The sequence below is a fragment of the Nonomuraea sp. KM88 genome, assembly GCF_052245635.1.
Classification (GTDB): Bacteria; Actinomycetota; Actinomycetes; order Streptosporangiales; family Streptosporangiaceae; genus Nonomuraea.
The window spans coordinates 212,774-237,411 of the sequence record NZ_JBQQCC010000014.1 but is presented as its reverse complement, the minus strand read 5'-3'; the positions used below and the strand labels follow the sequence as shown (position 1 = coordinate 237,411).

Below are 24,638 nucleotides of genomic sequence, written 5' to 3'. Positions count from 1 at the left end.
GGCAAGCCTAAATAAGGAATACCTAATCACATCGAGGTGAACGTGCGCTACACCGGTCCGAAGGTGCGACTGTCACGTCGCGCGGGCGTCCCGCTGACCAGGAAAGCCGTCCGCTACTTCGAGCAGCGCCCCTACCCGCCGGGCGAGCACGGCCGCAAGACCAACCGCCGCAACACCGGCGACTACGGCCTGCGGCTGATGGAGAAGCAGAAGCTGCGCTGGTACTACGACGTGTCCGAGCGGCAGTTGCGCCGCTACTGGGACCTCGCTCTGCGCAAGCCGGGCGCGTCCGGCGCCGAGCTGGTCACGCTGCTGGAGACCCGCCTGGCCTCGCTCGTGCTGCGCGCCGGGCTGGCTCCGTCCATCTACGCGGCCAGGCAGTACGTCAACCACGGTCACATCGCCGTGGACGGCCGCAAGGTGGACATCCCCAGCTACCTGGTCAGACCGGGACAGGTGGTCACCGTCAGGGAGCGTTCGCGCAGGATGCAGCCGTTCGTGGCCGCCGCCGAGGGCGTTCACGCCGACGATCGCATCGCCCCCTACCTCGCGGTCGACCACGCCGACCTCCGCTTCACGCTGACGCACCAGCCGGAGCGCGAGCAGATCGACATCCCCGTGGACGAGCAGCTCGTCGTGGAGTTCTACTCCCGCTAGCTCAGTCCAGGGCCCGCTGCGCGCGCAGCTCGGCCAGCTCCTTGCGCAGCTCGGCGAGCTCGTCGAGGATGCGCTGGCTGTGATCGCCGGTGTTCTCCCTGGCGGCGCGCTCCTCGGAGTTCTCCTCGTCCATCGCGCTGACCACGACGGCGAGGAACAGGTTCAGCACGACGAACGTGCACACCAGGATGAAGATCGTGAAGAAGATCCAGGCCGACGGATGACGATCCATCACCTCTTTGGCGATGTTGCCCCAGTCGTCACCCGTCATCGTCTGGTAGAGGGTGAACAACGACGTGGGCAGGCTGCCGAACCTGGTGGGGGCGGCCTGCCCGTACAGCTTGGTGGCCATGACGGCGGCCACGTAGAGCACCAGGGAGAGCAGCACCACGATCGAGCTCATCCCCGGCAGCGCGCGCAGCAGCGCCGAGACCACGCGGCGCAGGCTCGGCACGACCGACAACAACCGCAACGCGCGCAGGATGCGCAGGGAGCGCAGCACCGACAGGCCTCCGGTCGCCGGGACGAGGGCGATGCCGACGATCACCGCGTCGAAGATGTTCCACGGGTCGCGGACGAACGCCGAACGCTCGACGTAGACCTTGGCCAGCAGTTCGACGACGAAGATGTAGAGCGCGACATGGTCGACGAGAATGAGGAGGTCGCCGTGGCGCTCGACCACCTGAGGGAAGGTCTCGAGTCCCAGAACGGCCGCGTTGGTCAGGATGGCCGCGATGATGAACCGCTGGAAGTGCCGGTGGGCGAGGAAGTCGCGCATGCGTTCACGCACGGGGGTAGGCTCCTAAGGCAATGATCGTTTGCCCCACCATGATGGCGCAAGATGATCAAGCAGGAGACTGTGGCGTGACCCACACGACCAGGCAGGGGAGTTGCCGGACGACATGTCCTATCCGCATCACGGCTCTTCCTTCTACGGTCCGCCCCCTCTGAGCCACCCCAACGGCACCGTCATCCTCGTGCTGGGCATCCTGGGCCTGGTGGTCTGCAGCCTCCTCGGGCCCTTCGCCTGGGTGATGGGCAACAGAGCGCTGCGCGAGATCGACGAGAGCGGTCATTACTACGAGAACCGCGGCTCGATCCAGGCGGGGCGCATCTGCGGCATCATCAGCAGCGTCCTGATGATGTTCACGTTCGGTCTCATCTTCTTCGTGCTGGGGATGGCGTTCCTGACCAGCGGCCTCTAGCGCCGCCGGCCGTAGTCGCCGAGGCCCGGCTCCAGCAGGTCGAACGCCGTCTCCGCCTGCGCTCTGAGGTCGGGCTCGATGCTCTCCCACTCCTGCCCGGCGAGCCTCCTGCTCACCGAATAGTCGGTGAGCAGCCGCGTCGTGGTGAGAATGTGCGCCGCGACGAGCCTGGGCCGCAGGTCGCCGGGGCCGGCGTCGAGCTCCTCGGCGAGCGCCCGGGTCAGCGCCTGCTCCCGCTGCTCGTGCATCTCGCGTAGCCGGGCGACCAGCGCCGGGCTGGCGTTCACGATCCTGGCGAACACGTCGGCGCCCAGGTTGAACCCGTAGCGCCAGTGCCGGGTGCCGATGGCGTCGAGCACGTCGCGCCGGAAGGCGCGCACCACGCTCTCTCCGGGCTCGCGCTCCCGGATCACCCGCACGGGGTGGTCCACGGCCAGGTCCTGCCGGTCGGCGAACAGGTCCTCCTTGGTGCTGAAGTAGTTGAACACCGTGTTGACCGACACGTCGGCGGCCCGCGCCACCTCGGCCACGGTCACGTTGTCGAACCCCTTGGCGATGAACAGGCCCATCGCGATGTCGGCGATGCGCTCCCTGGTCTCGCGTTTCTTCCGCTCCCGCAGCCCCTCACCCATGTCACCATCGTACCGAAATTGCAGTCACTTTAATTTTGTGGTTACCTCAATTTTGGAGGCGATAAAATGATCACGACTGTAGGTCTGAGCAAGACCTTCGACGGCGGCGTGGAGGCCGTCAGAGACCTCGGCATAGCGGTGGAGCGCGGTGAGATCGTGGGTTTCCTCGGTCCGAACGGCGCGGGCAAGACCACGACCATGCGCATGCTGACCACCCTGCTGCGCCCCACGTCCGGCGCCGCCACGGTGGCCGGGCACGACCTGCGGGCCGATGCGAAGGAGGTGCGCAGGCACATCGGCTACGTCTCCCAGGGCGGCGGCATCCTGCCGACCGTGCCGCTCAAGGGAGAGCTCGAGCTCCAGGGCATGCTCTACGGGCTGAGCCGCCGGGAGTCCGCGGCCAAGGCCGGCGAGGTCCTGGCCAGGCTGGACCTCGCCGGCCTGGAGACCAGGCTCGGCGGCGCGCTCTCCGGCGGCCAGCGCCGCCGCTTCGACATCGCGTTCGCGCTGCTGCACGCCCCGGCGCTGCTCTTCCTCGACGAGCCGACGACCGGCCTCGACCCGCAGAGCCGGGCCAACCTGTGGGGCCACATCCGCGCGCTGCGCGAGGAGAAGGGCATGACGGTGTTCCTCACGACCCACTACCTCGACGAGGCCGACGCTCTCTGCGACCGGCTGCTGATCATCGACCGCGGCCGGATCGTGGCCGAAGGCGCCCCGGCCGAGCTCAAGGCCTGCGGACGCACGCTCGACGACGTGTTTCTCGACATCACCGGCAGGTCGCTGCGCGAAGAGAGCGCGCTGCCGGGGAAGGGCGTCTGATGCTCCGCGACACCTGGGTGCTGTTCCGCCACGGCGTGGGCACCACGCTGCGGCAGAAGGTCGGCGTCGTCTTCGGCGCGGTCCAGCCGCTGCTCTTCCTCGTGCTGTTCGGGCCCATCTTCGCCACGTTCGACACCTGGGAGACGCTCGTGCCGGGCCTGATCATCCAGCTCGGCCTGATGAGCATGGGGCTGGCCGGGTTCGGCATCGTCTTCGAGAAACGCTCCGGCGTGCTGGAACGGATGCGCGTCACCCCGGCCAGCCGGCTGTCGCTGCTGCTCGGTCGTGTGCTCACCAACGCGGTCACGCTGATCCTGCAGACGCTGCTGCTCCTGGCGGTCGGCTTCGCCTTCGGCCTGCGCGCACCCGCGCTCGGGCTGGTGGCCGCGTTCGTGCTGGTCGTCGTGCTCGGGCTGAGCCTCGCCGCGCTGTCGTACGCCGTCGCCCTGACGATGAACGAGCAGCTGTTCGCGCCGGTGATGTCCACGGCGGTGATCCCGCTCGTCCTGCTGTCCGGCTCGTTCCTGCCGATGTCGATGGCGCCGGGCTGGCTCGACGCCCTCTCGCACGTCAGCCCGTTCCGGTATGTGCTGGAGGCGCTGCGCGACCTGTTCCACGGCCACTACCTGACGGGCACGGTCGGCGCCGGCGTGGCGGTGACCGCGGTGTTCGCCGTGGTCAGCCTCACCATCGGGACGCGCGTGTTCAACCGGGAGAACGCGTAAGGAGCGCGGCGTGGCCCAACCGCGTTCCGGCCACGCCCGCGAGGGGTCAGGCCGCGCTTCTGGCGCGGCGCTGAAGGGCCGCGATGACACCCGCCGGGTCCACGATGCCGTAGCCGTAGCCGTAGTCGAACCCCACCTCGCTGCGGTCCTCCGCGGTGCGCCGCAGCAGCGCGCGCAGCTGGGCGGGCGACAGCCTGTCCGCCGGCCACATGGTGCGCACCGCCGCCACGAGCCCCGCCGCCACCGGCGCCGCCGCCGACGTGCCCGAGTCGGGCGAGCCGGGGCCCAGCGCCTGGGACCCGGAGAAATGCGTGTACGCGCAGAGGTCCGGCTTGCGGGCGGTCAGCCGTCCCGGCCCCTGCGAGGAGTAGCCCACCCGCTCGCCGTTGACGTCGATGCCGCCGATCGACAGGGCCTTCGGATGGGAGTTGGCACCCACGATCGGCCGGGAGGGGAAGGCGCACCGGCCGTCGGGGCACTCGCGGCCGCAGTTGCCCGCCGCGAACAACACGTCCGCGCCCGCCCGGTCCAGGCCGGCCACCATCAGGTTGAACGGGTGGGCGGCGTTGTCGGAGTAGTTGCCGGGATGCCCGACGGGAAAGTCCCACTCGGGCGAGAACGATCCCCACGAGTTGCTCACCACCAGCGCCCTGGACCCCGCGGGCTGGGCGTCGAGCACGTTGCGCAGGTGCGCGAAGGCCGACACCGCGTCCGACAGCAGCCCGTCCATCGCCGAGCCGCCCGGCCGGGTGGACAGCAGCACCGGGATGTCGATGAGCGACGCGTGAGGGGCCGCGATGAGGGCGTCGAAGGCGCACATCGTGCCGTGGTCCACCTCGAACTCGCCCGGCGCGCCCGACACTCCCGGCGGGCTCCAGGAACGCTCGGCGTCCAGCGTGACGGCCCTGCCGAGCTGCCTGGCCGTGTGGGCGGCGTTGATGCCGTTGTCGAGCACGGCCAGCGCGACCCCGGCGCCGTCGAGGCCCTCGGCGTGCAGCCCGGGGACGTGCAGCAGGCGTTCGACGTCGTGCCAGTCGCCGGCCGGCGGATCGCCCCCGCACACAGGCGCCGACCCGATGACCGGATCGGCGAAGATGCCGACCACGTCGGTCCTGATGCCGGGAAGCAGTGTGACCCTGGAGGCCAGCTCGTCGTCGGAGATCGTCCCCCGGACCAGGACCGACGCGTCCTCGGCGGCCAGCGAGAAGTCGAGCGGCTGGTTGAGCGAGAGAGGGTCGCCGCCGGTCGAGGGGACGGGCCTCGGCACGGCCACGGGCACGAACGCCGAGTCGAGCTCGACTCCGGGCAGCCCGTCGGCGACGTCGGCCGTGCTGGCGGCCTGGCCGGGGTCGGCGACGGCCGCGACCAGGTCGGGAGAGGGACGGAGCTGGATCAGGACCCGCATGTGTCACCACCAACGTGTGTGGGGGAGCGAACGTCCCAACATTCCTGCATCCGCCCGCCCGCGTCCAGCGGATCGCACTGGTTTTGACCTGCGGAAATGCGCTAATCGCCGCGAAGTGGACGACTTTTGTCCGCGGCTCGCCGGACTTCCGTGCCGGCGATCTTTTCACTACGGTGAGGCAGCATGACGCTGGAGGCCAGGAAGCCGGTCGACGACGGGGAGAAGACTCACTGGCTGGCGGTGCGGCCGAGGCTCATCCTCGCCAGCGCCTTCATGCTCTTCCTCGAGCTGGCACTGATCAGGTGGACCGGATCCAACATCGTCCACCTCAGCTACTTCACGAACTTCGTGCTGCTCGGCTCGTTCCTCGGCATCGGGCTCGGCTTCCTGCGCGTCGGCCGGTCGCGGCGGCAGCCCTACTACTCGCCCGTCGTGCTCGCCCTCCTGGTCGTGGTCGTGCTGACCTTCCCGGTGACCGTCGACAGGAACACCGAGGGCGTCCTCTACTGGACGAGCCTGTCCACCAGCGGCCCGCCCGCGTGGCTGATCCTGCCGGTGATCTTCTGCGCCGCGGCGCTGGTGCTCATGGGCCCCGCCGAGCTCGTCGGACGCTGCTTCCCCGAACTGCCGCGCCTGGAGGCGTACCGCTACGACCTGATCGGCAGCCTCACCGGCATCGCCGCGTTCACCGCGCTGTCCTTCCTGAGCGCGCCGCCGGTGTTCTGGGGGCTGATCGCCGCGGCCTGCTACGCGCTGCTGCTGGTGCCCCGGCCACGCGCCCTCTACGCGGGGCTGGTCGCCGTGCCCTCGCTGGCCGTCGTCGGGCTGCTGCTGGCCGAGACGCTGACCGCCGGGGCCATCTGGTCGCCCTACTACAAGGTCACGTTCAGGCAGCTCCAGCAGCTGGGCGTCGCCGTCACCGACATCGCGGTCAACGGCATCCCGCACCAGCAGGCCGTGCCCGCCGCCGCCCGGTTGCAGTGGGAGCGCCAGTACGGCCTGCCGTACGAACGGACCACGAAACCGCCCAAGGACGTGCTCATCGTCGGCGCCGGCAGCGGCACCGACGTGGCGATCGCGCTGTCCAAGGGCGCCGCCCGCGTCGACGCCGTCGAGATCGACCCCAAACTGCGCGAGCTCGGCGGCTCCGTTCACCCCGACCGGCCCTACGACGACCCGCGCGTCACCACCCACATCACCGACGGCCGTGCCTTCCTGGAACGCACCGGCGAGAAGTACGACCTCATCCTGTTCGCCCTGCCCGACTCGCTCACCCTCGTCTCCGGAGCCAGCTCGCTGCGCCTGGAGAGCTACCTGTTCACCGAAGAGGCCATGCGGGCCGCCCGCGAGCACCTGAAGCCGGGCGGCTCCTTCTCGATGTACAACTACTACCGCGAGAGCTGGCTCGTCGACCGCCTCGCGGCCACCATGCAGAGCGCCTTCGGCCACAAGCCGTGCGTCGACGTCGTCAGCACCGCCGGCCAGCAGGCCGTCATCACCGCCGGCCTGAGCGAGGCCGACCAGCGCTGCGGCACCGCCTGGGCCGGTGCCGCCCCCGGCACCCCGGCCCCAGCCGACGACGACCGCCCGTTCCTCTACCTCAAGGACGCGACGATCCCGCCGATCTACATCATCACGCTCGGCCTGATCCTCATCGTCAGCCTCCTCGCCGTCCGCGTCGTCGCGGGCCCCTATGACCGGATGCGGCCGTACGCCGACCTGTTCCTGCTGGGCGTGGCGTTCATGCTGCTGGAGACGAAGAGCGTGACCGGTTTCGCGCTGCTGTTCGGCACGACGTGGGTGGTCAACGCCATCGTCTTCGCCGGCGTGCTCGTCGCGGTCCTCGCCGCCGTCGAGGTGACCCGCCGCTTCCGCACCCCGCCGCTGCCCGTCATGTACGGCGTGCTGCTCGCCGGACTGCTGCTGGCCTGGCTGGTGCCGAACGCGTGGCTGCTGTCCCTGCCGCTGCCGCTGCGCGCGGTGGCCGCGGTGACCGTGGCCTTCCTGCCGATCTTCGCCGCGAACATCGTCTTCGCCAAGCGGTTCGCCGACACCGCCGACGCCACCACGTCCTTCGGCGCCAACCTGCTGGGCGCCATGGTGGGCGGCTGCCTGGAGTACGCCGCGCTGATCATCGGGTACAAGGGCCTGCTGATCGTGGCGGCCCTGCTCTACATCGGGGCGCTGGTGCTGCTGCCGAGGAAGAAGGCCGCGCTGGTGTGACCAGAGGGGAGCGCGGTTCACGCCATAGACGTTCGGCATGGTCCGCGCTCCCGCCGACGCCCTTGCGGTTGACTGGCGTGGAGAGGCGCGGCGAGTGCGCCCGCTCTTCGGGAGCCTCGGAGGAGCGAGATGCCTGAGCCCGATCGCGAGGCGGTGCAGGCGGCCGTTGCCCGCATCCAGCGGCTGTCCGACGAGCACTGGTGGACTCTGCACCAGGTCTGCGGGCTGATGCGGGACAACGCGTGGGTGGGTCCGACCGGGCGCAGGTTCGGCGAGGAGGTGCACGCGGCCGAGCGGGCTGCGGGAGATGCTCGCCAAGGCCGTCGCCGACGCCAGGCGGAAACTGAGCGGCCTCCCGGAGCGGCCGTGAGCCCCGACCCTGACTTCACGGGCGTCAAGCGGCCCCAGTTCGACACGATGGCCACCCAGCACACCGCCGCCGCCGAACGGCTCGCCGACCTCGCCACCCGGCTGCACGGCGAGCTGACGGCCGCGGGCCTGGACACCATGCCCGCCACCCGCATCCGCGAGCTGGCCAGGCAGGCCCAGACCCAGGCCGAGGATTTGCGGCGGCGCCGGCAACTGGTCGACGAGCTCGAACGCAAGAAGGTCGTCTTCGGCGCCTCCACCGCCGCCGGCACGTTCCTGCCGCTGCCCGACAGGCTGGAGACCGGCCAGGCGATGCTGGACGGCACCGCCGCCGCGGACGCGGCCATCGCCGCCTACACCAGGCCGCCGCGGGGCAAGGTGCTGCCCGAGCAGCTCGCGGTCGTGCAGCGGTACGCCGCCAAGGCACACGACCCGGCCTTCGCCAAGGCGTTCATGAGCAGGCTCGGCGCCAGGGGCGTGACCGACCTGGCCCACGCCATCCGGCTGGAGCAGGCCTCCTGGGAGCGCGCGGGAGACCATGACGGGGCCAAACGGGCGGCCGCCCAGGGCGATCACGTCCTGCGGATCCTGAGCACGACGCTGGCCGCCGCCACCGACCCGGCCGGTCCCGCCTACCTGGGCGCCGGCTTCCTCCAGCGGCTCAAGGCCGCGGGCCGCACCTCCAGAGGCATCCACAGCGTGACGGGAGGGCGGCCCACCGCCTACCACGACCTGGCCGACGTGCTCGGCGCCCACCCCGGCGAGCCGCCGTACTCGGCCGAGTTCATGCGCACGGTCGGACGCGACATGATCGCGCTCGACCGCGAGGTCCACGACGCCCTCAAGAACGGCGACGGCACGAAGGTCATGGACGACATGCGCACCTTCGTCCCCGACCTGCTGCGGGCCGCCTCCAGCCCCGCCGCGGCCCAGGCGCTCCTCGACCACACGCCCGCCGGCCGCACCACCACCAACCTCAACTACCTGCTGCACGACCGGGTGGCCTGGTGGACCGACAACCCCAACTCCACAACGGACGACCGCGACGCCAGGGCGCTCGGCGCGGCGATGGAAGCCGCGATGAAAGGCTCCGACTCGGTCTCGCTCCGGCTGACCGCAGAGACCCTCAAGATCCTCGGAGCCGACCTGCCCGGCCTCTACACCCGCAACTCCGCCGAGAAACTCCAGCTCGCCGACCAGGCCGGCTTCGACCAGCGCGCCTCCCTGCGGCCCGCGCTCGGCACCATCCTGTCCGCCCACATCGACGCTCTCGGCCGGATCATCGACGGCCGCAACGTGCTCAAGTCCGGCGTCGGCGCCACCCTGAAGGACCAGTCGGTCAACCGGCGCGACATCGACTACGCGCTGCTCCTCGCGACCAGCGACGACGCCGTGTTCGGCCAGATCGCCAGGGCACAGGCCGAGCACACGCGCGTGGAGATCGACCGGATCTTCCCGCTCACCGACAAGGGGCCGCGGCTGGCCGACCCCATCGCCCGGGAGAGCAAGACCTTCGGCCACCTCCTTGGCGCCCGCGAGCAGGCCCTCTACTCGGTGGGCAGGGCCAACGAGGCCGCGGCCAAGGAGCTCGAGTCCATGGTGCGCTCCGCCATCGGCATCGTGCCCGTGCCCGGCAAGGAGTTCGCCGGCAAGCTGGCGGAGCAGGCGTTCAAGGGCATGCGCCTGGAGGGCTTCGCCAAGGAGGTGGCGGGCGAGGCAGGCGGACGGCCGGGGACGTACGCGTTCGACAAGGGGGCGAACTGGATCGCCGGATTCTTCAAGAACGGCAAGATGCTGGACGAGTCCTACGCCACGGCGACGGAGAACCGGGAGCTGGTCAACCGGTTGATGGAGCAGATGGTGGCCACGGCCACGGTCGCCCACGGCCAGCACGACGGCCAGGGCCTCGAGGGACGGTCGTTCACGGACAAGAACGCCGCCATGAAACCGATAGTGGAAATGACGCCGGAGCAGTACGAAGCTTTCCTGAACTGGGCGGCAGATCACTCCGGGTTCAACAGCCACAAGGCCTTCTCCGAAGGCATCATGAATGATGGAGCCGAGGAGGCTCGCCGGTCCTATCGGATTTCTGACTGAAGGATAACCGTGATCAGCAGGCGGCAACTCGCCGTTTCGGCGCTCTTGACGATGGTCGCCGTTTCCTCGTGCTCCGGCGGTGATTCGAATGCGGTTCCGAACGACCTCCGTCCGGTCGTCGACCAGCCTCCGTACTGGTGCGAATTCGTCTCGCGGGAGTCCTATCGCCGCGTCAGCGGCGACACGAGGACGTATAGCGAGCGGAAGGACGGGCCGTGGCGTGATGACGGTGGTTGCCTGGTCGAAGGGGGTAAGAACGGCGATCCCGTCGGCGTGTGGTGGTCGACGACCGATGACAGCGTCAAGCGACTCGAGCTCACCCGCGAGAACTGGGCCATGGCCGAGCCCACCGACTTGCCCGCAGATCTCGGAGAGGGGTTCGCCGCCTACGCGGGCAACGACATGCTGGGCGGACGGCCCTACTACGTGATTTCCCGCTTTGCCTGCGGTGACGCGGATCCCTGGATTCGCATCGATCTCAAAAAGGTGGCCAAGGGGCGTGATGCCATCAAGGACCTGACGGAACTGATGCGGGTCGCGCAGCGTCGTTATGGCGTGCTGCACGATTGTGTCCCGGGTCCTGTTTAGTCGTTCGGGGCAGGTGTCGCGCGGCGGCGGCTCGACGTTATGCGCGCCCTGGTCGGAGGCGCGCGGCCGGGGTAGACCGGGGACAGGAGCGGGCCGACCTGTGGGGGATGGATGCTTGAGGAGATGCTGCCCGACGACGACGGCGTGCTGGCCGACCCCTATCCCGCCTACGCCCGGTTGCGGGAGTCGGGTGTGCCCCACCGCGTGAGGCTGCGCAGCGGCCTGTACGGCTGGCTCGTGACCCGCTACGACGACGCCCGTGCCGCGCTGGCCGATCCCCGGCTCAGCAAGGACCCGCGCAACGCGCCGCCCGACTGGCAGGAGGCGGGCCGCGGGCGGCCGCTGGAGGACCGTTCGGGGCTGGGCACCCACCTGCTCACCACGGACCCGCCCGAGCACACCCGGCTGCGCCGCCTGGTCGCCCGCTACTTCACGCCGGCCAGGCTGGCGGCCCTGCGGCCGCGGGTCGAGGAACGGGCCGGCGCGCTCATCGACGGGTTCCGCGCGAGGGATCGAGCCGAGCTGGTGGGGGACCTCGCCTCGCCGTTGCAGTTCGCCACGATCTGCGACGTGCTCGGCGTGCCGGCCGGCGACCGTACGGACTTCCAGCGCTGGACCACGGCCGTCGTGAGTTCGGGGGAGGGGCGGGACGGCGAGGCCAGGCCCGAGGCGCTGCGCCGTCTGGGCGCGTACGTGGGCGAGCTGGCGGCCGCCAAGCGGCGCGAGCCGGGGGACGACGTCATCAGCGCGATCACGGTGGCCGCGGACGAGCAGAATCGGCTGTCCGAGAGGGAGATGATGTCGATGATCTTCCTGCTCCTCGTGGCCGGCTACGAGACGACCGTCGGTCTCGTCGGGCTGGGCACGTACACGTTGCTGCGGCATCCCGACCAGCTCCGCCGGCTGCGGGAACGGCCGGAGCTGATCGACCGGGCGGTGGAGGAACTGCTGCGGCACGACAGTCCGGTCGAGTTGGCGACGTGGCGTTTCGCGCTGGAGCCGCTGAAGATCGGCGGGGTGGTGGTTCCCGCCGGGCAGCCGATCCTGGTGGCGCTGGGAGCGGCCAACCGCGACCCGCGCCGCTTCCCCGGCCCGGACCGGCCCGACCTCGCCCGGGAGGACAACGCCCACCTGAGCTTCGGCCACGGTCCGCACTACTGCCTCGGGGCGATGCTCGCGCGCATCGTCGGCAGGGCCGCCCTGGCCTCCGTCACGGGCCGCCTGACCGGGCTGGCCCTGGCGGTGCCGCCCGAGACGCTGAGCTGGCGCGCCAGCCTGACGGTACGCGGCCCGCAGCGGCTCCCGGTGACCTTCGACGCCGTCACCTGAGCCGCGCCCGCCCGGTCTCTCAAAGGCCGCAGAGTTCCTCGAGGGACTTGGCGTCGTCCTCCTTGCGCTTCTGGCTGTTCCTCGTCGGCGTCTGGGTCGGCTGGGCGGCCTGGGTCTTCACCGAGCTGGACGTGGTGGTCGGCGAGGCGCCGACATGGGCCGTCTGCGCCTGCTTGGCCGGCCGGAGCGAGGAGGCGATCGCCTTGCGCGCCGCGGTGCGGATCTTCGCCCACTCGGGGTTGCCCGGCCAGAACTGCGGCGGCACGAACTGCAGGCTGGTGATCTTGGCGTCCTTGACCTTGACGGCCAGCTCCACCAGCGGCTGAACGAGGTGCTTCGGGATGTTGGTGCGCGCCAGCCGCTTGGCCGCACCGGCGATCTTGGTGAAGTTGGTGAGGATCACGGCGGGCGTGGCCTGCTGGGCGAAGGCGCCGATGACGCAGCGCTGGCGGCCCATGCGGGAGAAGTCGTCGCTGTTGACCCTGGACCGGCCGTACCAGAGGGCCTCCTCGCCGCTGAGCCGCCGGTAGCCGGCCTTGATCGTGCCCGCGGTGCCGTAGTGGCCGCCCCACTTGACGTCCTGCTCGACCCGGATCTTGAGGCCGCCGATGGCGTCGACCAGGTCCGCGAAGCCGTACATGTTCATCATCGCGTAGTAGTCGATCTTCAGGCCGAGCGTGTGGCCGATGGCGTCCATGAGGGCCCGCGGGCCCTTGTTCTTGCCGCCCATGATCTCGGGATGGTCGTTGGCGTACTGCCACACCTCGTTGAGCAGGCCGCCGTTGGGAAGCTCGGCCAGGTAGCCGTTCGGGAACTGGTCGTGCAGCGGCGACGAGGCGGGGAAGCGTACGTGCTGCAGGTTGCGCGGGAGGCTGAACAGGACGGTGGCGCCGCTCTTGATGTCCACGCTGGCCACCGTCATGCTGTCGGTCCGCACGCCGGTACGGTTGCTCGCCGCGTCGCCGCCGATCAGCAGGAAGTTCACCCGTTCCCTGCCGTGCCAGGGGTCCTCGCCCTCCTTGGCCGCCGGTGGCACGTCGGAGTCGTCCGACGAGGGGAAGATGCCGTTGATGGTGCTGCGGAACGTCATCACGGTGTTGGCGGTGAGGGCGAACGGCGACATGACGGCCACGCACAGCACGCCGACCACGATGCCGGTGATCATCTGGCCCTGCTGGTTGAGCTTGCTCGGGCCGAGCGCGATGTACGAGGTCACCAGCAGCGCGAACCACGCCAGCGCGGCGAGCGAGGCGAGGACGACGATCGTCACCAGCATGCCGTCGCCGACGAGCGCGGCGGCGTTCCCCAGGTTGCCGGCGATGCTCAGCCCGTAGGCCAGGGCGGCGAGCACCAGCACCGCGTACACGCTGACGAGCACCAGCCCGATACGACGCTGCCCGGCCCGCAGGTGTGCGGCGCCGGGCACGATGGCGGACAGTGCGGTCCACCCGAGGACGGAGGCGGGGGTCAGCGGCTTGGCGAAGCGCGGCGGGACATTGCGCGGTGTGGAGCCGGAGCCGCGAGGGGAAGCGGGGCGTGGGCGGCGAGCGGGGCGCCGTTTCCTGCCTCCTGGCACGGTTGCTTCCCCATCCCGATTGCGCACACCCGGCTCCCTACTCGCCTACCAGGCAAAACTGACGTTTGCCCCCCAATGGCCACAAGATTGCCAGGATTCTAGTCCCCATACCTGGACAACAACGACATGTGCCCAACCTGAGATGAATTCCTCGTTGACTTCAGGAGGTCGTTGAGGACGACGCCATCCACGTGTTGCACTGGTACGCCTTGTTTTTCGTCCAGCCCTGCCTGAACCAGCGGTGGTTGTTGATCGGCTTGCCGTGGTCGCGCGGATAGCCCGGATGGTCGCCCACCTGGCCGTAGAACGCGAACAGCCGGCTCCGGTTGGACGTGCTCACCGGGTACGACGACGCGACCGAGCGCATCCACATGCCGCCGAAGCACGTGGCCTGCAGCTCCAGCCGCCTGCTGAGGGCGAGCTTGGCGTTCTTGTTCGAGGTGTCCAGGGTCGAGCGCCACCACGAGTTCATCAGGCCCGTGATGTTCTGCACGTGGTGGCCGTACTCGTGGGCCATCATGCTGATGATCCCGCCGTGCCAGGAGATGATCTGCCCGTAGCCGCGGGCGTTGCCGTTACCCCTGGCCATGGCCGAGGTGGAGGCGTAGATCGTGTTGTTCTGCGGGCAGTAGTACGGAACGATGTTCCCCGGCGACGGGTAGTCGCCGCACGCGCCCCTGCCCCGTCTGGCGGCGATGGCGTAACCCGGCGGGCTGAACGTGATGCCCTGCTTCTCCAGGATGGGCTTCCACGCCCGGTCCATGCACTTGCCGGTCTTCAGGATGAGCGCCTTGAGCTGGCTGTGGCTGAAGATGCTCGCGTTGCCCGCCGGGCATCTGAGCCTGGGCAGGATGCCCGCACGGTACATGGTGTTGTTCTTCAGGCTCGTGTTGAGCGTGACGGTCCGCCGCGGCTCCTGCTCCGCCTCCTCCGTCTCCCGCTCCGTCGGCCGGCTCGTGGGCTCGCTGGTGCTGGGCTCCTCGGTCGGCTCCTGGCTGCGCGTGCGCTCGGGGAACGGCTCGTCGTCGTCGGTGGCGCGTTCCGAGGGCTCGTACGTCGGGATCGCGATCGGCCTCGAGGTCTCCGACCGCGACGTGCCCTTGAAGAACGCCGCCCCCACGACGATCAGCACGAACAGCGCCGCCACCGAGCCGAGCACGGCGCCGATCACCCCGACGGCGCCCATGCCGGACTTCTTGCGCGGCGGCGGGTGCGGCCAGCGCAGCGTCGGCGGCAGGGGAGGCGGTGGCGGGGGCGGAGGGGGCGGCTGCCGGTGCGGCGGCTGCCCGTACGGTGGCTGGTGCCCGTAAGGGGGCTGCTCCCCGTACGGGGGCTGCTGCCCGTACTGCTGGCCTCCCTGCGGCGGGCTCTGGTAAGGGGAGCCCTGAGGGGAGCGCTGGGGGGAGTGCTGCGGGGGATGCTGAGGCGGCGGTGGCGCTTGCGGCGGCGGGTACGGGCCGCCCCCCTGCGGCTGCGGCTGGCGGTAGCCCGGTGGCGGCCACGGCAAGGACGGTGGCCGTTGTGGCTGCCCTGGCCCTTGTGGCGGGGGTGGATACTGCCCGTTCCCTGTCACCGTGTCTCCCCGTTCACGTGGTTGTCTGCTTTCAGTGGCTTTGCGCCGCGACTTGGCGGACCTTTGCCAAATTTGGGGCAAAAGCATACTGATTTCTCACCCGTCACGGATGTAGCGGTACTCGGTTACGGTCCGAAATCATTCGAGGTGATCTCCGCTATCTTTCGGTCCCGACGGCGGGTGGTGTCCTAGCTTCTTTGGCATGAATCTCCAGCAGCTCCGCTATGTGGTCGCGACTGCGGAGCACCGCACCATGACCGACGCGGCAAGATCGCTCTACATCGCGCAACCCGCGCTCTCCCGCGCGATTCGGGATCTGGAACGAGAGCTCGGCATGACGCTCTTCGCTCGCTCCGGCCGCGGCGTGGTCGTCACCGCGCAGGGTCGCCGGGTGGTCAAGCTGGCAAGGGAGGCACTCGACGCGGTTCACGAGATCGAGGGACTGGCCAACCAGGCCGGGACCACCGAGGCCGAGCTCCGCATTGCCGCCACACCCAGCCTCGAACCCGGTCTCGCAGGGCGGTTGTTGCCCGCCTACGCGGCTCACCACCCGGGAGTGCGCGTGCACATCGTCCGCTGCGACGGCCGTGACGGCGTCGTCAGCGCCATCAGGGATCAGCGGGCCGATCTAGGGCTCACCGATCTCCCCGTGCCCACCGACCTCATCACCCATCCGCTCGAACGCCAGGAGATCGTGCTGATCTCCCCGCCCGGGCTCGACCTCCCCAACCCCGTGCCGATGGGCAAGCTGAACGGCATGCGCCTGGCGCTGCCCGCCCGCGGCAGCCTGCGCCGCAGGGAACTCGACGCGATGTTCGGCAAGTTCGCCGTGACGCCCGTCGTCGTGCTCGAAACCGACGAGCGCAACGGCTGGCTCAACGCGGTACGCGCCGGCCAGGCATCCCTGCTGTGGTATCGCGGCATGGCCGAGCAGGCCGGTCGCGCCGGCCTGGTGGTGCGCTCGCTCGACCCCGCCGTGCGCCGGGTCATCGCGGTCGTCCACGCCCGCCGCCGGCTGCCGCTCATCGCCCAGGACTTCCTGACCACCGCAGAGAAGGGGACCGCCGCCTGACCACTTTCGGAACGCTCCATTTCCCTCCACGTCCATCCGACAGGGCCCGGATCATCCGAGCCCGGAGGCCCGGCGAGCACACCGCGCCATTGCAGGGCCCCTGCAGGCCGCAGACGACGTCGTCGCCGGCCTCTGACCCCCCAGCACCTCCCGGAACCCCCGCCGGCGTGTGCCTTCCTGGCACGTGACAGACGCCGTCCAGGCAGTCCCCGGCGAAGCCCGCCTGAAGCGAGCGTCCTCGCGTACGACGCGGCGCAGGGCTCCGGCAGGACCACCCGCGTCGCCTGACACGCGCACCCGGCCCGCCAGGGCCGCGGCCGCTCAGGTCCGGGCCGGCCAGGCCTAGCGGGACACCGGCAGCCGTACCACGGCCCGCAACCCCGGGCCGGCGTCCTCCAGCGAGACCGTGCCGCCATGCGCCCGCACGGTCTCGCGGACGATCGCCAGCCCGAGGCCGGCGCCGCCCTCGTCGCGGCTGCGCCCGGAATCGAGCCTGGTGAAGCGGTTGAACACCCGATCGCGGTCCTGCTCCGAGATGCCGGGGCCGTCGTCGGTCACCGTCAGCACGCCGTCGGCGGTCAGTGCCACCTCGATCTTGGAGGTGGTGTGGCGTACCGCGTTGTCCATCAGATTCGTCAGCACCCGGCTCAGGTCGAGGGCGTCGCCGCGCACCACGACCGGGTCGCACACCGTCAGCCGCGCCTCGCCGTACCGGTCGACGACCTGGCGCACCACCTCGTCGAGGTCGACCGGCTCGCGCCTGGCGGGCACGCCGCCGCGCTCGTCCAGGCGGGCCAGCGCCAGCAGGTCCTCGGCCAGCCTGGACAGCCGCAACGTGTCCTCGAGCACGCCCTCGGCGGTCTCCTGCCAGTCCTGGCCGTCCGGATGCCCGAGCGCCACCTCCAGCTGCAGCCGGATGCTGGCCAGCGGGCTGCGCAACTCGTGCGCGGCGTCGGCGACCAGCGCCCGCTGGCGCTGCTCCGCCTCCTCCAGCCTGGCCAGCATGTCGTTGAGCGTGGTGGCCAGCGAGTGCACCTCGTCCCGCGACTGCGGCACCGGCAGCCGCCGCGACCTGGCCGTGTGCGTGACCTCCGAGGCGCCCCTGCGCAGGGCGGCGATCGGCTGCAGCGTCCGGCCGATCATCAGCCAGCTCGCCACCGCGAGCAGCACGACCAGCGCGGGCGTGCCGACGAACAGCACCCTGGCCGCCGTGCCGAGGCTCGTCTGGATCTCGCTGACGGGCCTGGCCGCCACCACGGTCTGGCCGCGGTCCGCGCGCAGCACGATCACCCGCAGGAACCCCGGGATCGCGTACGGCCGCCCGTCCAGCAGCGTGGCCTGCCCGTCCGCCAGCACCTTCTCCCTGGCCTCCGCGTCGAGCAGCGGCACCAGCCGGTCCGCTCCGTACGTCACGTGCGTGATCCGCCCCCGGTCGTCGATGACCTGCACGATCGTGCCGTCGTGGGTCGTGATCGGGCTGGTGAGCGTCCCGGCGTCGGCCGCCACGCGCACGGCCTGCGCCTGCGCCCTGGTCGACTCGTCCACGGTGTCGATCAGGGCCCGGTCGAGCACGCTGAGCAGCACCGACGCCGAGACCGCGAGCGCCAGCGCCAGCACCGCGGCGGCCGCCACCGTGAGACGGAAGCGCAGCCCCTGCCGCCGCCACCAGTCCAGCGGCGAGTCAGCCACCGTCGCCCGCCAGCCGGTAGCCGGCGCCGCGCACGGTCTGCAGCGCGTTCCTGCCGAAGGGGGCGTCGATCTTGCGCCGCAGGTAGCCGACGTACACCTCGACCACGTTGGGGTCGGTGTCGAAGGTGTCCCACACGTGCTCGAGGATCTCCGACTTCGACACCACCTCGTCGCGCCTGCGCATCAGGAATTCGAGCAGCGCGAACTCCCTGGGCGTCAGCTCGACCGGCCGCTCTCCCCGCTCGACCCTGCGCCGCGCCGGGTCGAGCGACAGGTCGCCCGCCACGAGCACCGACGGCCGCCGCCCCGAGTCGCGCCGCAGCAGCGCCCGCAACCTCGCCACCAGCACCACGTACGAGAACGGCTTGGTCAGATAGTCGTCGGCGCCCAGGTCGAGCCCGTCGGCCATGTCGTACTCGCCGTCCTTGGCCGACAACATGAGAATGGGCACCCAGTTCTCCTCGGCGCGCAGCCGCTTGCACACGTTGTAGCCCGACAACCTCGGCAGCATGATGTCGAGCACCACGACGTCGTAGTCGCCGTGCCGGGCGGCGTGCAGTCCCTCCTCGCCGTCGTGGGCGAGGTCCACGGCGAACCCCTCCGCCTGGAGCCCCCGCTGGAGCGCGGCGGCCATCCGCCGCTCGTCCTCGACGACAAGCACTCTCATGTGGCGATTCTCCTGTCCTCGGCTGAGACGGCGCTGAGAAGGCTGAGAGCCGTCTCAGAAAGTCTCAGGTCCGCCTAAGGATGCATGACGCAGGCTCTGAGCATCGACATACGGTAAAGGAGTGAGATGCGCAGAGGAACGTACGTGAGGTGGGGGGTCCCGGTCGCGGTCGCGGCCGTCATCGGAGCCGCGATCGGCGCCGGCCCCGTGATCGCCGCCGTGAGCGGCGATCCCGTGCTGCCGGAGCGCTCGGCCCAGCAGCTGCTGGCCGACGCGGCGGCGGCCAACAGCAAGGCGGGCGGCGTGCCGCCGATGTCCGGCACCGTCCAGCAGACGGCGTCGCTCGGCCTGCCCGCGCTGCCGCAGACCGCCGACACCTCGCCGCTCAGCCTGCTGTCCGGCTCGCACGAGGTGAAGGTCTGGTACGGCGCCCACGACAAGATGCGGGTGGCCATCCCGACCCAGCTGAACGAGACCAACCTCATCCTCAACGGAAAGCAGGGCTGGTACTGGGACAGCTCGACCAACACCGCCACCAGGCTGACGGTCAAGGAGGGCGCCGGCCAGGAGCACAGGACGCCGATGCCCCACCCGAGCGACCTGACGCCGCAGCAGGTGGCGGAGCGGCTGCTGGCGGACGCCGAGAAGTACACCGACGTCCGGGTGATCAACACGGCGGAGGTGGCGGGCCGCCCGGCCTACCAGCTCGTGCTGGCGCCCAAGGCGGAGGGCTCGCTGGTTCAGGAGGTGCGCATCGCGCTCGACGGCGAGACGTACGTGCCGCTCCAGGTCCAGGTGTACGCCAAGGGTTCGGCTGAGCCGGCGTTCCAGGTGGGCTTCACGCAGGTGACGTTCACGCCGCCGGCGCCCGAGAACTTCGCCTTCACCCCGCCCGCGGGCGCCAAGGTGGAGGAGAAGACGCTCGGCGAGCGGTCCGGCGAGCACGCGGAGGAGCGGGCCGAGAAGGCCGAGGACGTCAAGGACCGCGTGAAGGTCGTCGGCGACGGCTGGGCGAGCGTGGCGGTCCTGCCGTTCGACCAGAGGGAGCTGGCGGCCGAGGCCGCGCAGGCGCCGGAGGACGGCGAGCGGTTCGGCGGCGACGCCGACCCGGGCGCGCTGCTCGACAGCGTGCTCAGGTCCGCCACCCCGGTGAGCGGCCCGTGGGGCTCCGGCAAGCTGATCAGGACCAAGCTCGTCACCGCCCTGCTGACCGACGACGGCCGCCTCCTGGTCGGCCCGGTCACCCCGGAGGAGATCACCAAGGCGGCGGGCATCAGGTGACCGCCGTCACGCAGGAAGCGGGGGCGCCTCTCGGGGCGGCCCCGCCCCCGGGGGACGGCTCCGGGGAGAGCGCCATCGTCACGCGCGGCCTGACGAAGCGTTTTCGCGGGGGCCAGGTCGCCGTGGACGCGCTCGACCTGGCCGTGCCCCGCGGCTCGGTGTTCGGCTTCCTCGGGCCGAACGGCTCGGGCAAGACCACCACGATCCGCATGCTGCTCGGCCTGGTCGCGCCGACGTCCGGCGACTCCTCCGTGCTCGGCCTGCCCCTGGCCCAGGCGCTGCCCAGGGTCGGCGCCGTGGTCGAGGGCCCGGCCTTCTACCCGTACCTGTCGGGTGAGGCCAACCTGCGGCGCTTCGACGCCGCCGACCCGACCGCCCGCGGCGGCTCCGCCGGGCGGCGCATCGCCGAGGCGCTGGAACGCGTGGGCCTGTCGGCAGCCGCGGGCAAGCGCTACCGCAACTACTCGCTCGGCATGCGCCAGCGCCTGGCCATCGCCGCCGCCCTGCTCGGCCCGCGCGAGCTGCTCATCCTGGACGAGCCGACCAACGGCCTCGATCCGCAGGGCACGCGCGAGGTCCGCTCGCTGGTCAAGGAGATCGCCGCGGACGGCACCACGGTCTTCGTCTCCTCCCACCTGCTGGCCGAGGTCGAGCAGATGTGCACGCACGCCGCGATCATGCGGACCGGCAGGCTCGTGGCGCAGGGCACGATCGCCTCGCTCCGCAGCGGCCTGGTCGCCCGCGTCCGGGTGGAGACGCCGGACGCCGACGACGCGGCGCGGGTGCTCGGCGCGCTGGGCCTGGCCGACGTGCGGCGGTCCGGCGCGGAGGTCACGGCCGAGCTGGACGGGCGCCCGCCGGAGCAGATCAACGCCGCGCTGGTGGGGGAGGGCGTGGCCGTGCGCGGGCTGGCGGTGATCCGGCCCAGCCTCGAGGACGTGTTCGTCGGACTGACAGGGGAGGGCTTCGATGTCGACGGCTGAATCGACCGCCGAGGCGACCGCCGAGGCGGCGACCCGGACGGCGGCCGGGTCGCCGGCCAGGCGCACGCCCGGGCTCGTGCCGGTGAAGGAGACCCTGCGCAGCGCCGAACGCCGGCCGCGGCATCCCGATGAGCCGGGCACGCCGCCCGCCCGGACGCCGTGGTCGTTCTGGCGGCTGCTCCGCTCGGAGCTGGGGCTGACCTTCCGCCGCCCGCGCAACCTGCTGATGCTGGCCGCGCTGGGTGTCGTGCCGGTGGTCATCGGCGTCGCGCTGCGGGTCGTGGCCGGCGAGGACGGCATGGGCGGGATCATCGAGGACGTCGCGGGCAACAGCCTCATGCTGACGTTCGTCTCGTTCTCGTTCCTCGTGCTGCTGCTGATGCCGGTCGTCGTCAGCGTGGTGGCGGGCGACTCGATCGCGGGGGAGGCGGGGGCGGGAACGCTGCGCTACCTGCTGGCCGCGCCGGCCGGGCGCACCCGGCTGCTGGCCGTCAAATATCTCAACGCGGTCGTCTTCGCGTACGCCGTCACCGCGGTGGTGGCGCTGTCGGCGCTGGCGACCGGGCTCGCTCTCTTCCCCGCCGGTGACGTGACGCTGCTGTCGGGCGCCACGATCCCGATGGGCGAGGGGCTGCTGCGCATCCTCATCGCCGTCGGCTACGTGGGTGCGGGCATGGCCGCCCTGGCCGCGGTCGCGCTGGCCCTGTCGACCTTCACCGAGGTGTCCATCGGGGCCATCGCCGCCACCATCGTGCTGATCATCGTCTGCCAGGTGCTGCGCGCGATCCCGGAACTCGGCTCGATCACGCCGTACCTGCTGCCGACGCGGTTCACGAACTTCGACGCGGTGCTGCGCAGCCCCATCGACACGGCGGCGCTGGGGGAGGGGCTGCTGGCGTTCGGGGCGTACACCGTGTTGTTCGGCTCGATCGCCTGGGCCAGGTTCTCCGGCAAGGACATCACCTCCTGAGGCCCGCGCCCGGCCCGGCCGCTCGCGCGGGCCGGGCCGGAGCACGTGCGCCGGGCGGCCCGCGGAGAACGGCCGGCCGGTCCGCGGGCGGAGGGGACCCGCGGACCGGGCCGCTAGGCGGTGGGGCGGCGGCGCAGGCCGAGGAACCCGATCACCACGCCGGCCACGCCGGCCACCAGACCCGCGCCGCCCAGCAGGCGGGCCGTCCCGTCGGACGGCGACGCGGCCGCCACGGGGGCGACCGACGGCGTGGCGGCGGCCCCAGCGGTGGATGCCGCCGCGGACGGCGAGGCGGAGGCCGCCCCGTCGCCGGCTGCGGGCACGAGCTTGAGCAGCGGGGCGGGGTGCTCGGCCTCGGTGCCGTCGGCCTTGGGGGCCTCGGACCAGTCGACGACCTCGCCGCCCGAGTAGGTCTGCTTCGTCGGGAACATCAGGGAGTCGGTGCCGGTGGGCAGCTGACCCATGGACACCTCGAACTCCTGGAACTGGCCGGGCTCGATCTTGCCGCCTGACCACACGACCTTGGTGACGGCCTCCTCGAGGTCGCCGTATTCGGTCTTGACCGGCGCGGGCAGCTTGCTCTCGGTGACCTTGACGTCCCACCCGGGCACGGGCTTGACCGACACGAAGGCCAGCGGGTGGTCGGTGGGGAAGGAGACCTCGATCTTGGTGGTCGAGGCGTCGTCGCGCTCGTTCGGCACCCGGAAGGCGACCTTGGTGAACGAGCCCTGCTCGGCGGTGCCGGGCTGGACGGTGACGTGGGCCAGCGCGGGCAGGGCGAGGCCGGCGGTGAGAGCGGTGGCGGCGGCGAGCACGGTCGCCGCACGGCGTGCGAAGGACATGCGGAATCTCCACTTGGTCGGAAGGTGATAAGGCGTCAGACGGTCAGGCGGGAAGTGGAGGACCACGCCTGGCCACGCAGTGCCGGAAGCCCGGCTGGAGCGGCACCACCCGGCTGCGGACGATCGGTGCGGCGGGCCGCGCGGAGGGCGCGGCGGCGGGTGCGAGCAGCAGCACGAGCCTGCGGTCGATGCGGCGCAGCAGCGACCAGATGGCTGCCTCGCCACGCGAGAGCCACAGGCCGGTGATCAGTGTGGCCGTCAGGTGCGTGAGCAGCATGCCGGTGCCGACGGCCAGGCCGCCCTGGGCGTGGCCGTGCACCGAGACGTAGGAGGCGCCCTCGCCCGCGAACAGCTCGTGCAGCCCGAGTTGCGCGCCGACGAGCACGAGGTTGATCGTAGGGGCCGAGCGCTCCCTGCCGCACAGCGCCAGACCCAGCGCGGACACGCCCGCGAGCCCGAGCGCGGCGGTCCACGGCGCCGGGGCCGCGCCGCCGCCCAGCACGTGGGCCAGGGCGGCGAGGGTCACGCAGACGGCGGCGAAGGCGGCCGTCCGCGCGAGCCTGAGGGGAAGTCGCGCGCGCATGAGTGTGCCCCATGTTCTCACGGGGCAGGGGCCTATGAGGCCCTGAGGCCGAAGCTGTGCAATGCCTGGGCCGAATATGGCTTTTGTCGCTAGGGTCGTGCCCACCACGTCGACATTGAGGTGAGATACGTTGCGGCACTTAGCTGGATTGCTCATCGGGCTGGTGGTGACGGCGGCTGTGCTGGCCGGCGGGGGATGGGCCGTCCAGCAGGCGGCCGGAAGCTCCGTGGCGACCGCACCCGACAGCCAGACGTTGTGGATCGCGCTGGGCTCGATGGCCGCGGTCGGGCTGGTGGTGGGCCTCGTGGTGGCGGGCCGGGTCTCGCCGCTGGCGACGTTCTTGCCGTCGATGCTGCTGCTGGCCTGGACGGTCGTCTACGCGCTCGACGTGAACAGGGCGCTGTCGTTCATCCCGGCCGAACCCTCGATGCACCAGCTCGTCAGGGAGGCCGGCGCCGGCGCCAGGACGCTGCTGACGACCGGAGTGTTCGCCCTCCTCGGCGTGGCCCTTTTCATCCCCGTGCTGATGCCGTCGCGCTGGTCGAGGCAGGACGACGACCTGGACGAGGAGTACGAGACCACGCCGGAGAGCAGCTACTACTAGTCGGCGCCGCTGCCGGTGTAGAGGCGGGCGACCACGTCCTCGATGCTGGACTGGTCGGGGGCCGTGGCCATCAGGTCGTCGAGCGTCCCGTCGAACGCCAGCCGTCCGTGGTCGATCAGCATGACCCGGCGGCACAGGCGCTCGATGTCGCCGAGGTCATGCGTGGTCAGCAGCACGGTCGTGCCGCGTTCGGCGTTGAGCCGCTTGAGGAAGTCGCGGATGCCGGCCTTGCTGACCACGTCGAGCCCGATCGTCGGCTCGTCGAGCACGAGCACGTCGGGCGCGTGCAGCAGCGCCGCCGTGAGGTCGCCGCGCATGCGCTGCCCGAGGCTGAGCTGGCGCACCGGCGTGCGGATGAACGCGCCGAGGTCGAGCGTGTCGGCCAGCTCGGCGAGCCTCGAACGGAACGCGTTGCGATCTACTTTGTAAAGGTGCCGGATCAGCTCGAAGCTGTCGGCCAGCGGCAGATCCCACCACAACGTCGTACGCTGCCCGAACACCACGCCGATCCGCCGGGCCAGAGTCGTGCGCCTGCGCGACGGATCCAGGCCCGCCACCCGCACGGTGCCCGAGGTCGGCGTGAGGATGCCGCACAACATCTTGATCGTGGTGGACTTGCCGGCGCCGTTGGGGCCGAGGTAGCCGACGAACTCTCCCGGCGACACGGTGAACGACAGGTCGCGCACGGCGTGCACGAGCTTTCTCCTCACCTTGAACGAGCGCCCTGCCCGATCAAGTTCGATCAT

Annotated in this window: 23 protein-coding genes; 13 read left to right on the top strand and 10 right to left on the bottom strand. The window is 71.0% G+C overall.

Features of this window, described 5'->3' with window-relative positions; translation table 11 throughout:
• The first annotated feature begins 42 nt into the window (after positions 1-42).
• Positions 43-657 carry a 30S ribosomal protein S4 gene (gene rpsD, locus ACTWPV_RS35140; RefSeq protein WP_347647500.1) on the top strand — a complete coding sequence of 205 codons (615 nt, stop codon included), beginning with the start codon at positions 43-45 and terminating at the stop codon, positions 655-657.
• Position 658: 1 nt separating this feature from the next.
• Here the strand turns inward: rpsD and ACTWPV_RS35135 are convergent, their stop codons facing one another.
• Positions 659-1,447 (bottom strand): ion transporter, encoded by a 789-nt coding sequence (locus ACTWPV_RS35135; protein WP_443155068.1) that lies wholly within the window; start codon positions 1,445-1,447, stop codon positions 659-661.
• Positions 1,448-1,559: 112 nt separating this feature from the next.
• Here ACTWPV_RS35135 and ACTWPV_RS35130 point away from each other — a divergent pair, with 112 nt between their 5' ends.
• Positions 1,560-1,862 carry a DUF4190 domain-containing protein gene (locus ACTWPV_RS35130; RefSeq protein WP_443155067.1) on the top strand — a complete coding sequence of 101 codons (303 nt, stop codon included), beginning with the start codon at positions 1,560-1,562 and terminating at the stop codon, positions 1,860-1,862.
• On the opposite strand, the gene ACTWPV_RS35125 is transcribed toward ACTWPV_RS35130, so the two are convergent.
• The gene (locus ACTWPV_RS35125) at positions 1,859-2,494 is read right to left on the bottom strand and encodes a TetR/AcrR family transcriptional regulator (RefSeq protein ID WP_443155066.1); all 636 of its coding nucleotides are present in this window, start codon (positions 2,492-2,494) and stop codon (positions 1,859-1,861) included. The genes ACTWPV_RS35130 and ACTWPV_RS35125 overlap by 4 nt on opposite strands.
• Positions 2,495-2,560: 66 nt before the next feature.
• On the opposite strand from ACTWPV_RS35125, the gene ACTWPV_RS35120 reads away from it, so the two are divergent.
• Together ACTWPV_RS35120 and ACTWPV_RS35115 are read left to right on the top strand one after the other, a co-directional pair.
• On the top strand, positions 2,561-3,316 hold the full coding sequence (locus tag ACTWPV_RS35120) for an ABC transporter ATP-binding protein (RefSeq protein WP_443155065.1): 756 nt from the start codon (positions 2,561-2,563) through the stop codon (positions 3,314-3,316).
• Positions 3,316-4,041, top strand: coding sequence for an ABC transporter permease (locus ACTWPV_RS35115; protein WP_443155064.1), 726 nt, complete (start codon positions 3,316-3,318; stop codon positions 4,039-4,041). The genes ACTWPV_RS35120 and ACTWPV_RS35115 overlap by 1 nt, the downstream gene beginning before the upstream one ends.
• Positions 4,042-4,087: 46 nt before the next feature.
• Here ACTWPV_RS35115 and ACTWPV_RS35110 read toward each other — a convergent pair whose 3' ends face one another.
• On the bottom strand, positions 4,088-5,446 hold the full coding sequence (locus ACTWPV_RS35110) for a S8 family serine peptidase (RefSeq protein WP_347647322.1): 1,359 nt from the start codon (positions 5,444-5,446) through the stop codon (positions 4,088-4,090).
• 183 nt (positions 5,447-5,629) lie between these two features.
• Here ACTWPV_RS35110 and ACTWPV_RS35105 point away from each other — a divergent pair, with 183 nt between their 5' ends.
• From ACTWPV_RS35105 to ACTWPV_RS35090, 4 genes are all read left to right on the top strand, one after another.
• Positions 5,630-7,669: a spermidine synthase gene (locus tag ACTWPV_RS35105; protein WP_443155063.1), complete on the top strand. Its 2,040-nt coding sequence runs from the start codon at positions 5,630-5,632 to the stop codon at positions 7,667-7,669.
• Positions 7,670-7,798: 129 nt separating this feature from the next.
• Complete coding sequence (locus ACTWPV_RS35100) at positions 7,799-10,135, top strand: hypothetical protein (protein WP_443155062.1); 2,337 nt, start codon at positions 7,799-7,801, stop codon at positions 10,133-10,135.
• A 9-nt stretch (positions 10,136-10,144) separates the two neighbouring features.
• Entirely contained in the window at positions 10,145-10,723 is a 579-nt protein-coding gene (locus ACTWPV_RS35095) for a hypothetical protein (protein WP_443155061.1), read from the top strand.
• 111 nt (positions 10,724-10,834) lie between these two features.
• On the top strand, positions 10,835-12,052 hold the full coding sequence (locus ACTWPV_RS35090; protein WP_443155060.1) for a cytochrome P450 family protein: 1,218 nt from the start codon (positions 10,835-10,837) through the stop codon (positions 12,050-12,052).
• A 19-nt stretch (positions 12,053-12,071) separates the two neighbouring features.
• On the opposite strand, the gene ACTWPV_RS35085 is transcribed toward ACTWPV_RS35090, so the two are convergent.
• Both ACTWPV_RS35085 and ACTWPV_RS35080 read right to left on the bottom strand, forming a co-directional pair.
• Positions 12,072-13,478, bottom strand: coding sequence for an LCP family protein (locus tag ACTWPV_RS35085; RefSeq protein WP_443155059.1), 1,407 nt, complete (start codon positions 13,476-13,478; stop codon positions 12,072-12,074).
• A gap of 310 nt (positions 13,479-13,788) precedes the next feature.
• A complete protein-coding gene (locus ACTWPV_RS35080) occupies positions 13,789-14,814 on the bottom strand; it encodes a neutral zinc metallopeptidase (RefSeq protein ID WP_347647330.1) in 1,026 nt (341 codons plus the stop codon).
• A 589-nt stretch (positions 14,815-15,403) separates the two neighbouring features.
• On the opposite strand from ACTWPV_RS35080, the gene ACTWPV_RS35075 reads away from it, so the two are divergent.
• Positions 15,404-16,273 (top strand): LysR family transcriptional regulator, encoded by an 870-nt coding sequence (locus ACTWPV_RS35075; protein WP_347647331.1) that lies wholly within the window; start codon positions 15,404-15,406, stop codon positions 16,271-16,273.
• 342 nt (positions 16,274-16,615) lie between these two features.
• Here the strand turns inward: ACTWPV_RS35075 and ACTWPV_RS35070 are convergent, their stop codons facing one another.
• Positions 16,616-17,962 (bottom strand): sensor histidine kinase, encoded by a 1,347-nt coding sequence (locus ACTWPV_RS35070; protein ID WP_443155058.1) that lies wholly within the window; start codon positions 17,960-17,962, stop codon positions 16,616-16,618.
• A complete protein-coding gene (locus tag ACTWPV_RS35065; protein ID WP_347619003.1) occupies positions 17,955-18,629 on the bottom strand; it encodes a response regulator transcription factor in 675 nt (224 codons plus the stop codon). Before ACTWPV_RS35065 ends, ACTWPV_RS35070 begins: the two co-directional genes overlap by 8 nt.
• A 126-nt stretch (positions 18,630-18,755) precedes the next feature.
• On the opposite strand from ACTWPV_RS35065, the gene ACTWPV_RS35060 reads away from it, so the two are divergent.
• The 3 genes from ACTWPV_RS35060 to ACTWPV_RS35050 are packed head-to-tail and all read left to right on the top strand — an operon-like array spanning position 18,756 to position 21,863.
• Positions 18,756-19,910, top strand: a complete 1,155-nt coding sequence (locus ACTWPV_RS35060) for a LolA family protein (RefSeq protein WP_443155057.1) — start codon at positions 18,756-18,758, stop codon at positions 19,908-19,910.
• Positions 19,907-20,893 carry an ATP-binding cassette domain-containing protein gene (locus ACTWPV_RS35055; protein ID WP_443155056.1) on the top strand — a complete coding sequence of 329 codons (987 nt, stop codon included), beginning with the start codon at positions 19,907-19,909 and terminating at the stop codon, positions 20,891-20,893. Before ACTWPV_RS35060 ends, ACTWPV_RS35055 begins: the two co-directional genes overlap by 4 nt.
• A complete protein-coding gene (locus ACTWPV_RS35050; protein ID WP_443155055.1) occupies positions 20,880-21,863 on the top strand; it encodes an ABC transporter permease in 984 nt (327 codons plus the stop codon). Before ACTWPV_RS35055 ends, ACTWPV_RS35050 begins: the two co-directional genes overlap by 14 nt.
• Before the next feature lie 113 nt (positions 21,864-21,976).
• Here ACTWPV_RS35050 and ACTWPV_RS35045 read toward each other — a convergent pair whose 3' ends face one another.
• Together ACTWPV_RS35045 and ACTWPV_RS35040 are read right to left on the bottom strand one after the other, a co-directional pair.
• Positions 21,977-22,705 carry a YcnI family copper-binding membrane protein gene (locus tag ACTWPV_RS35045; protein ID WP_443155054.1) on the bottom strand — a complete coding sequence of 243 codons (729 nt, stop codon included), beginning with the start codon at positions 22,703-22,705 and terminating at the stop codon, positions 21,977-21,979.
• A 43-nt stretch (positions 22,706-22,748) separates the two neighbouring features.
• Positions 22,749-23,288: an MFS transporter gene (locus ACTWPV_RS35040; RefSeq protein WP_443155053.1), complete on the bottom strand. Its 540-nt coding sequence runs from the start codon at positions 23,286-23,288 to the stop codon at positions 22,749-22,751.
• A 130-nt stretch (positions 23,289-23,418) separates the two neighbouring features.
• On the opposite strand from ACTWPV_RS35040, the gene ACTWPV_RS35035 reads away from it, so the two are divergent.
• A complete protein-coding gene (locus tag ACTWPV_RS35035) occupies positions 23,419-23,892 on the top strand; it encodes a hypothetical protein (RefSeq protein ID WP_443155052.1) in 474 nt (157 codons plus the stop codon).
• On the opposite strand, the gene ACTWPV_RS35030 is transcribed toward ACTWPV_RS35035, so the two are convergent.
• A complete protein-coding gene (locus ACTWPV_RS35030; RefSeq protein ID WP_443155051.1) occupies positions 23,889-24,638 on the bottom strand; it encodes an ABC transporter ATP-binding protein in 750 nt (249 codons plus the stop codon). The two genes, ACTWPV_RS35035 and ACTWPV_RS35030, sit on opposite strands and share 4 nt — an antisense overlap.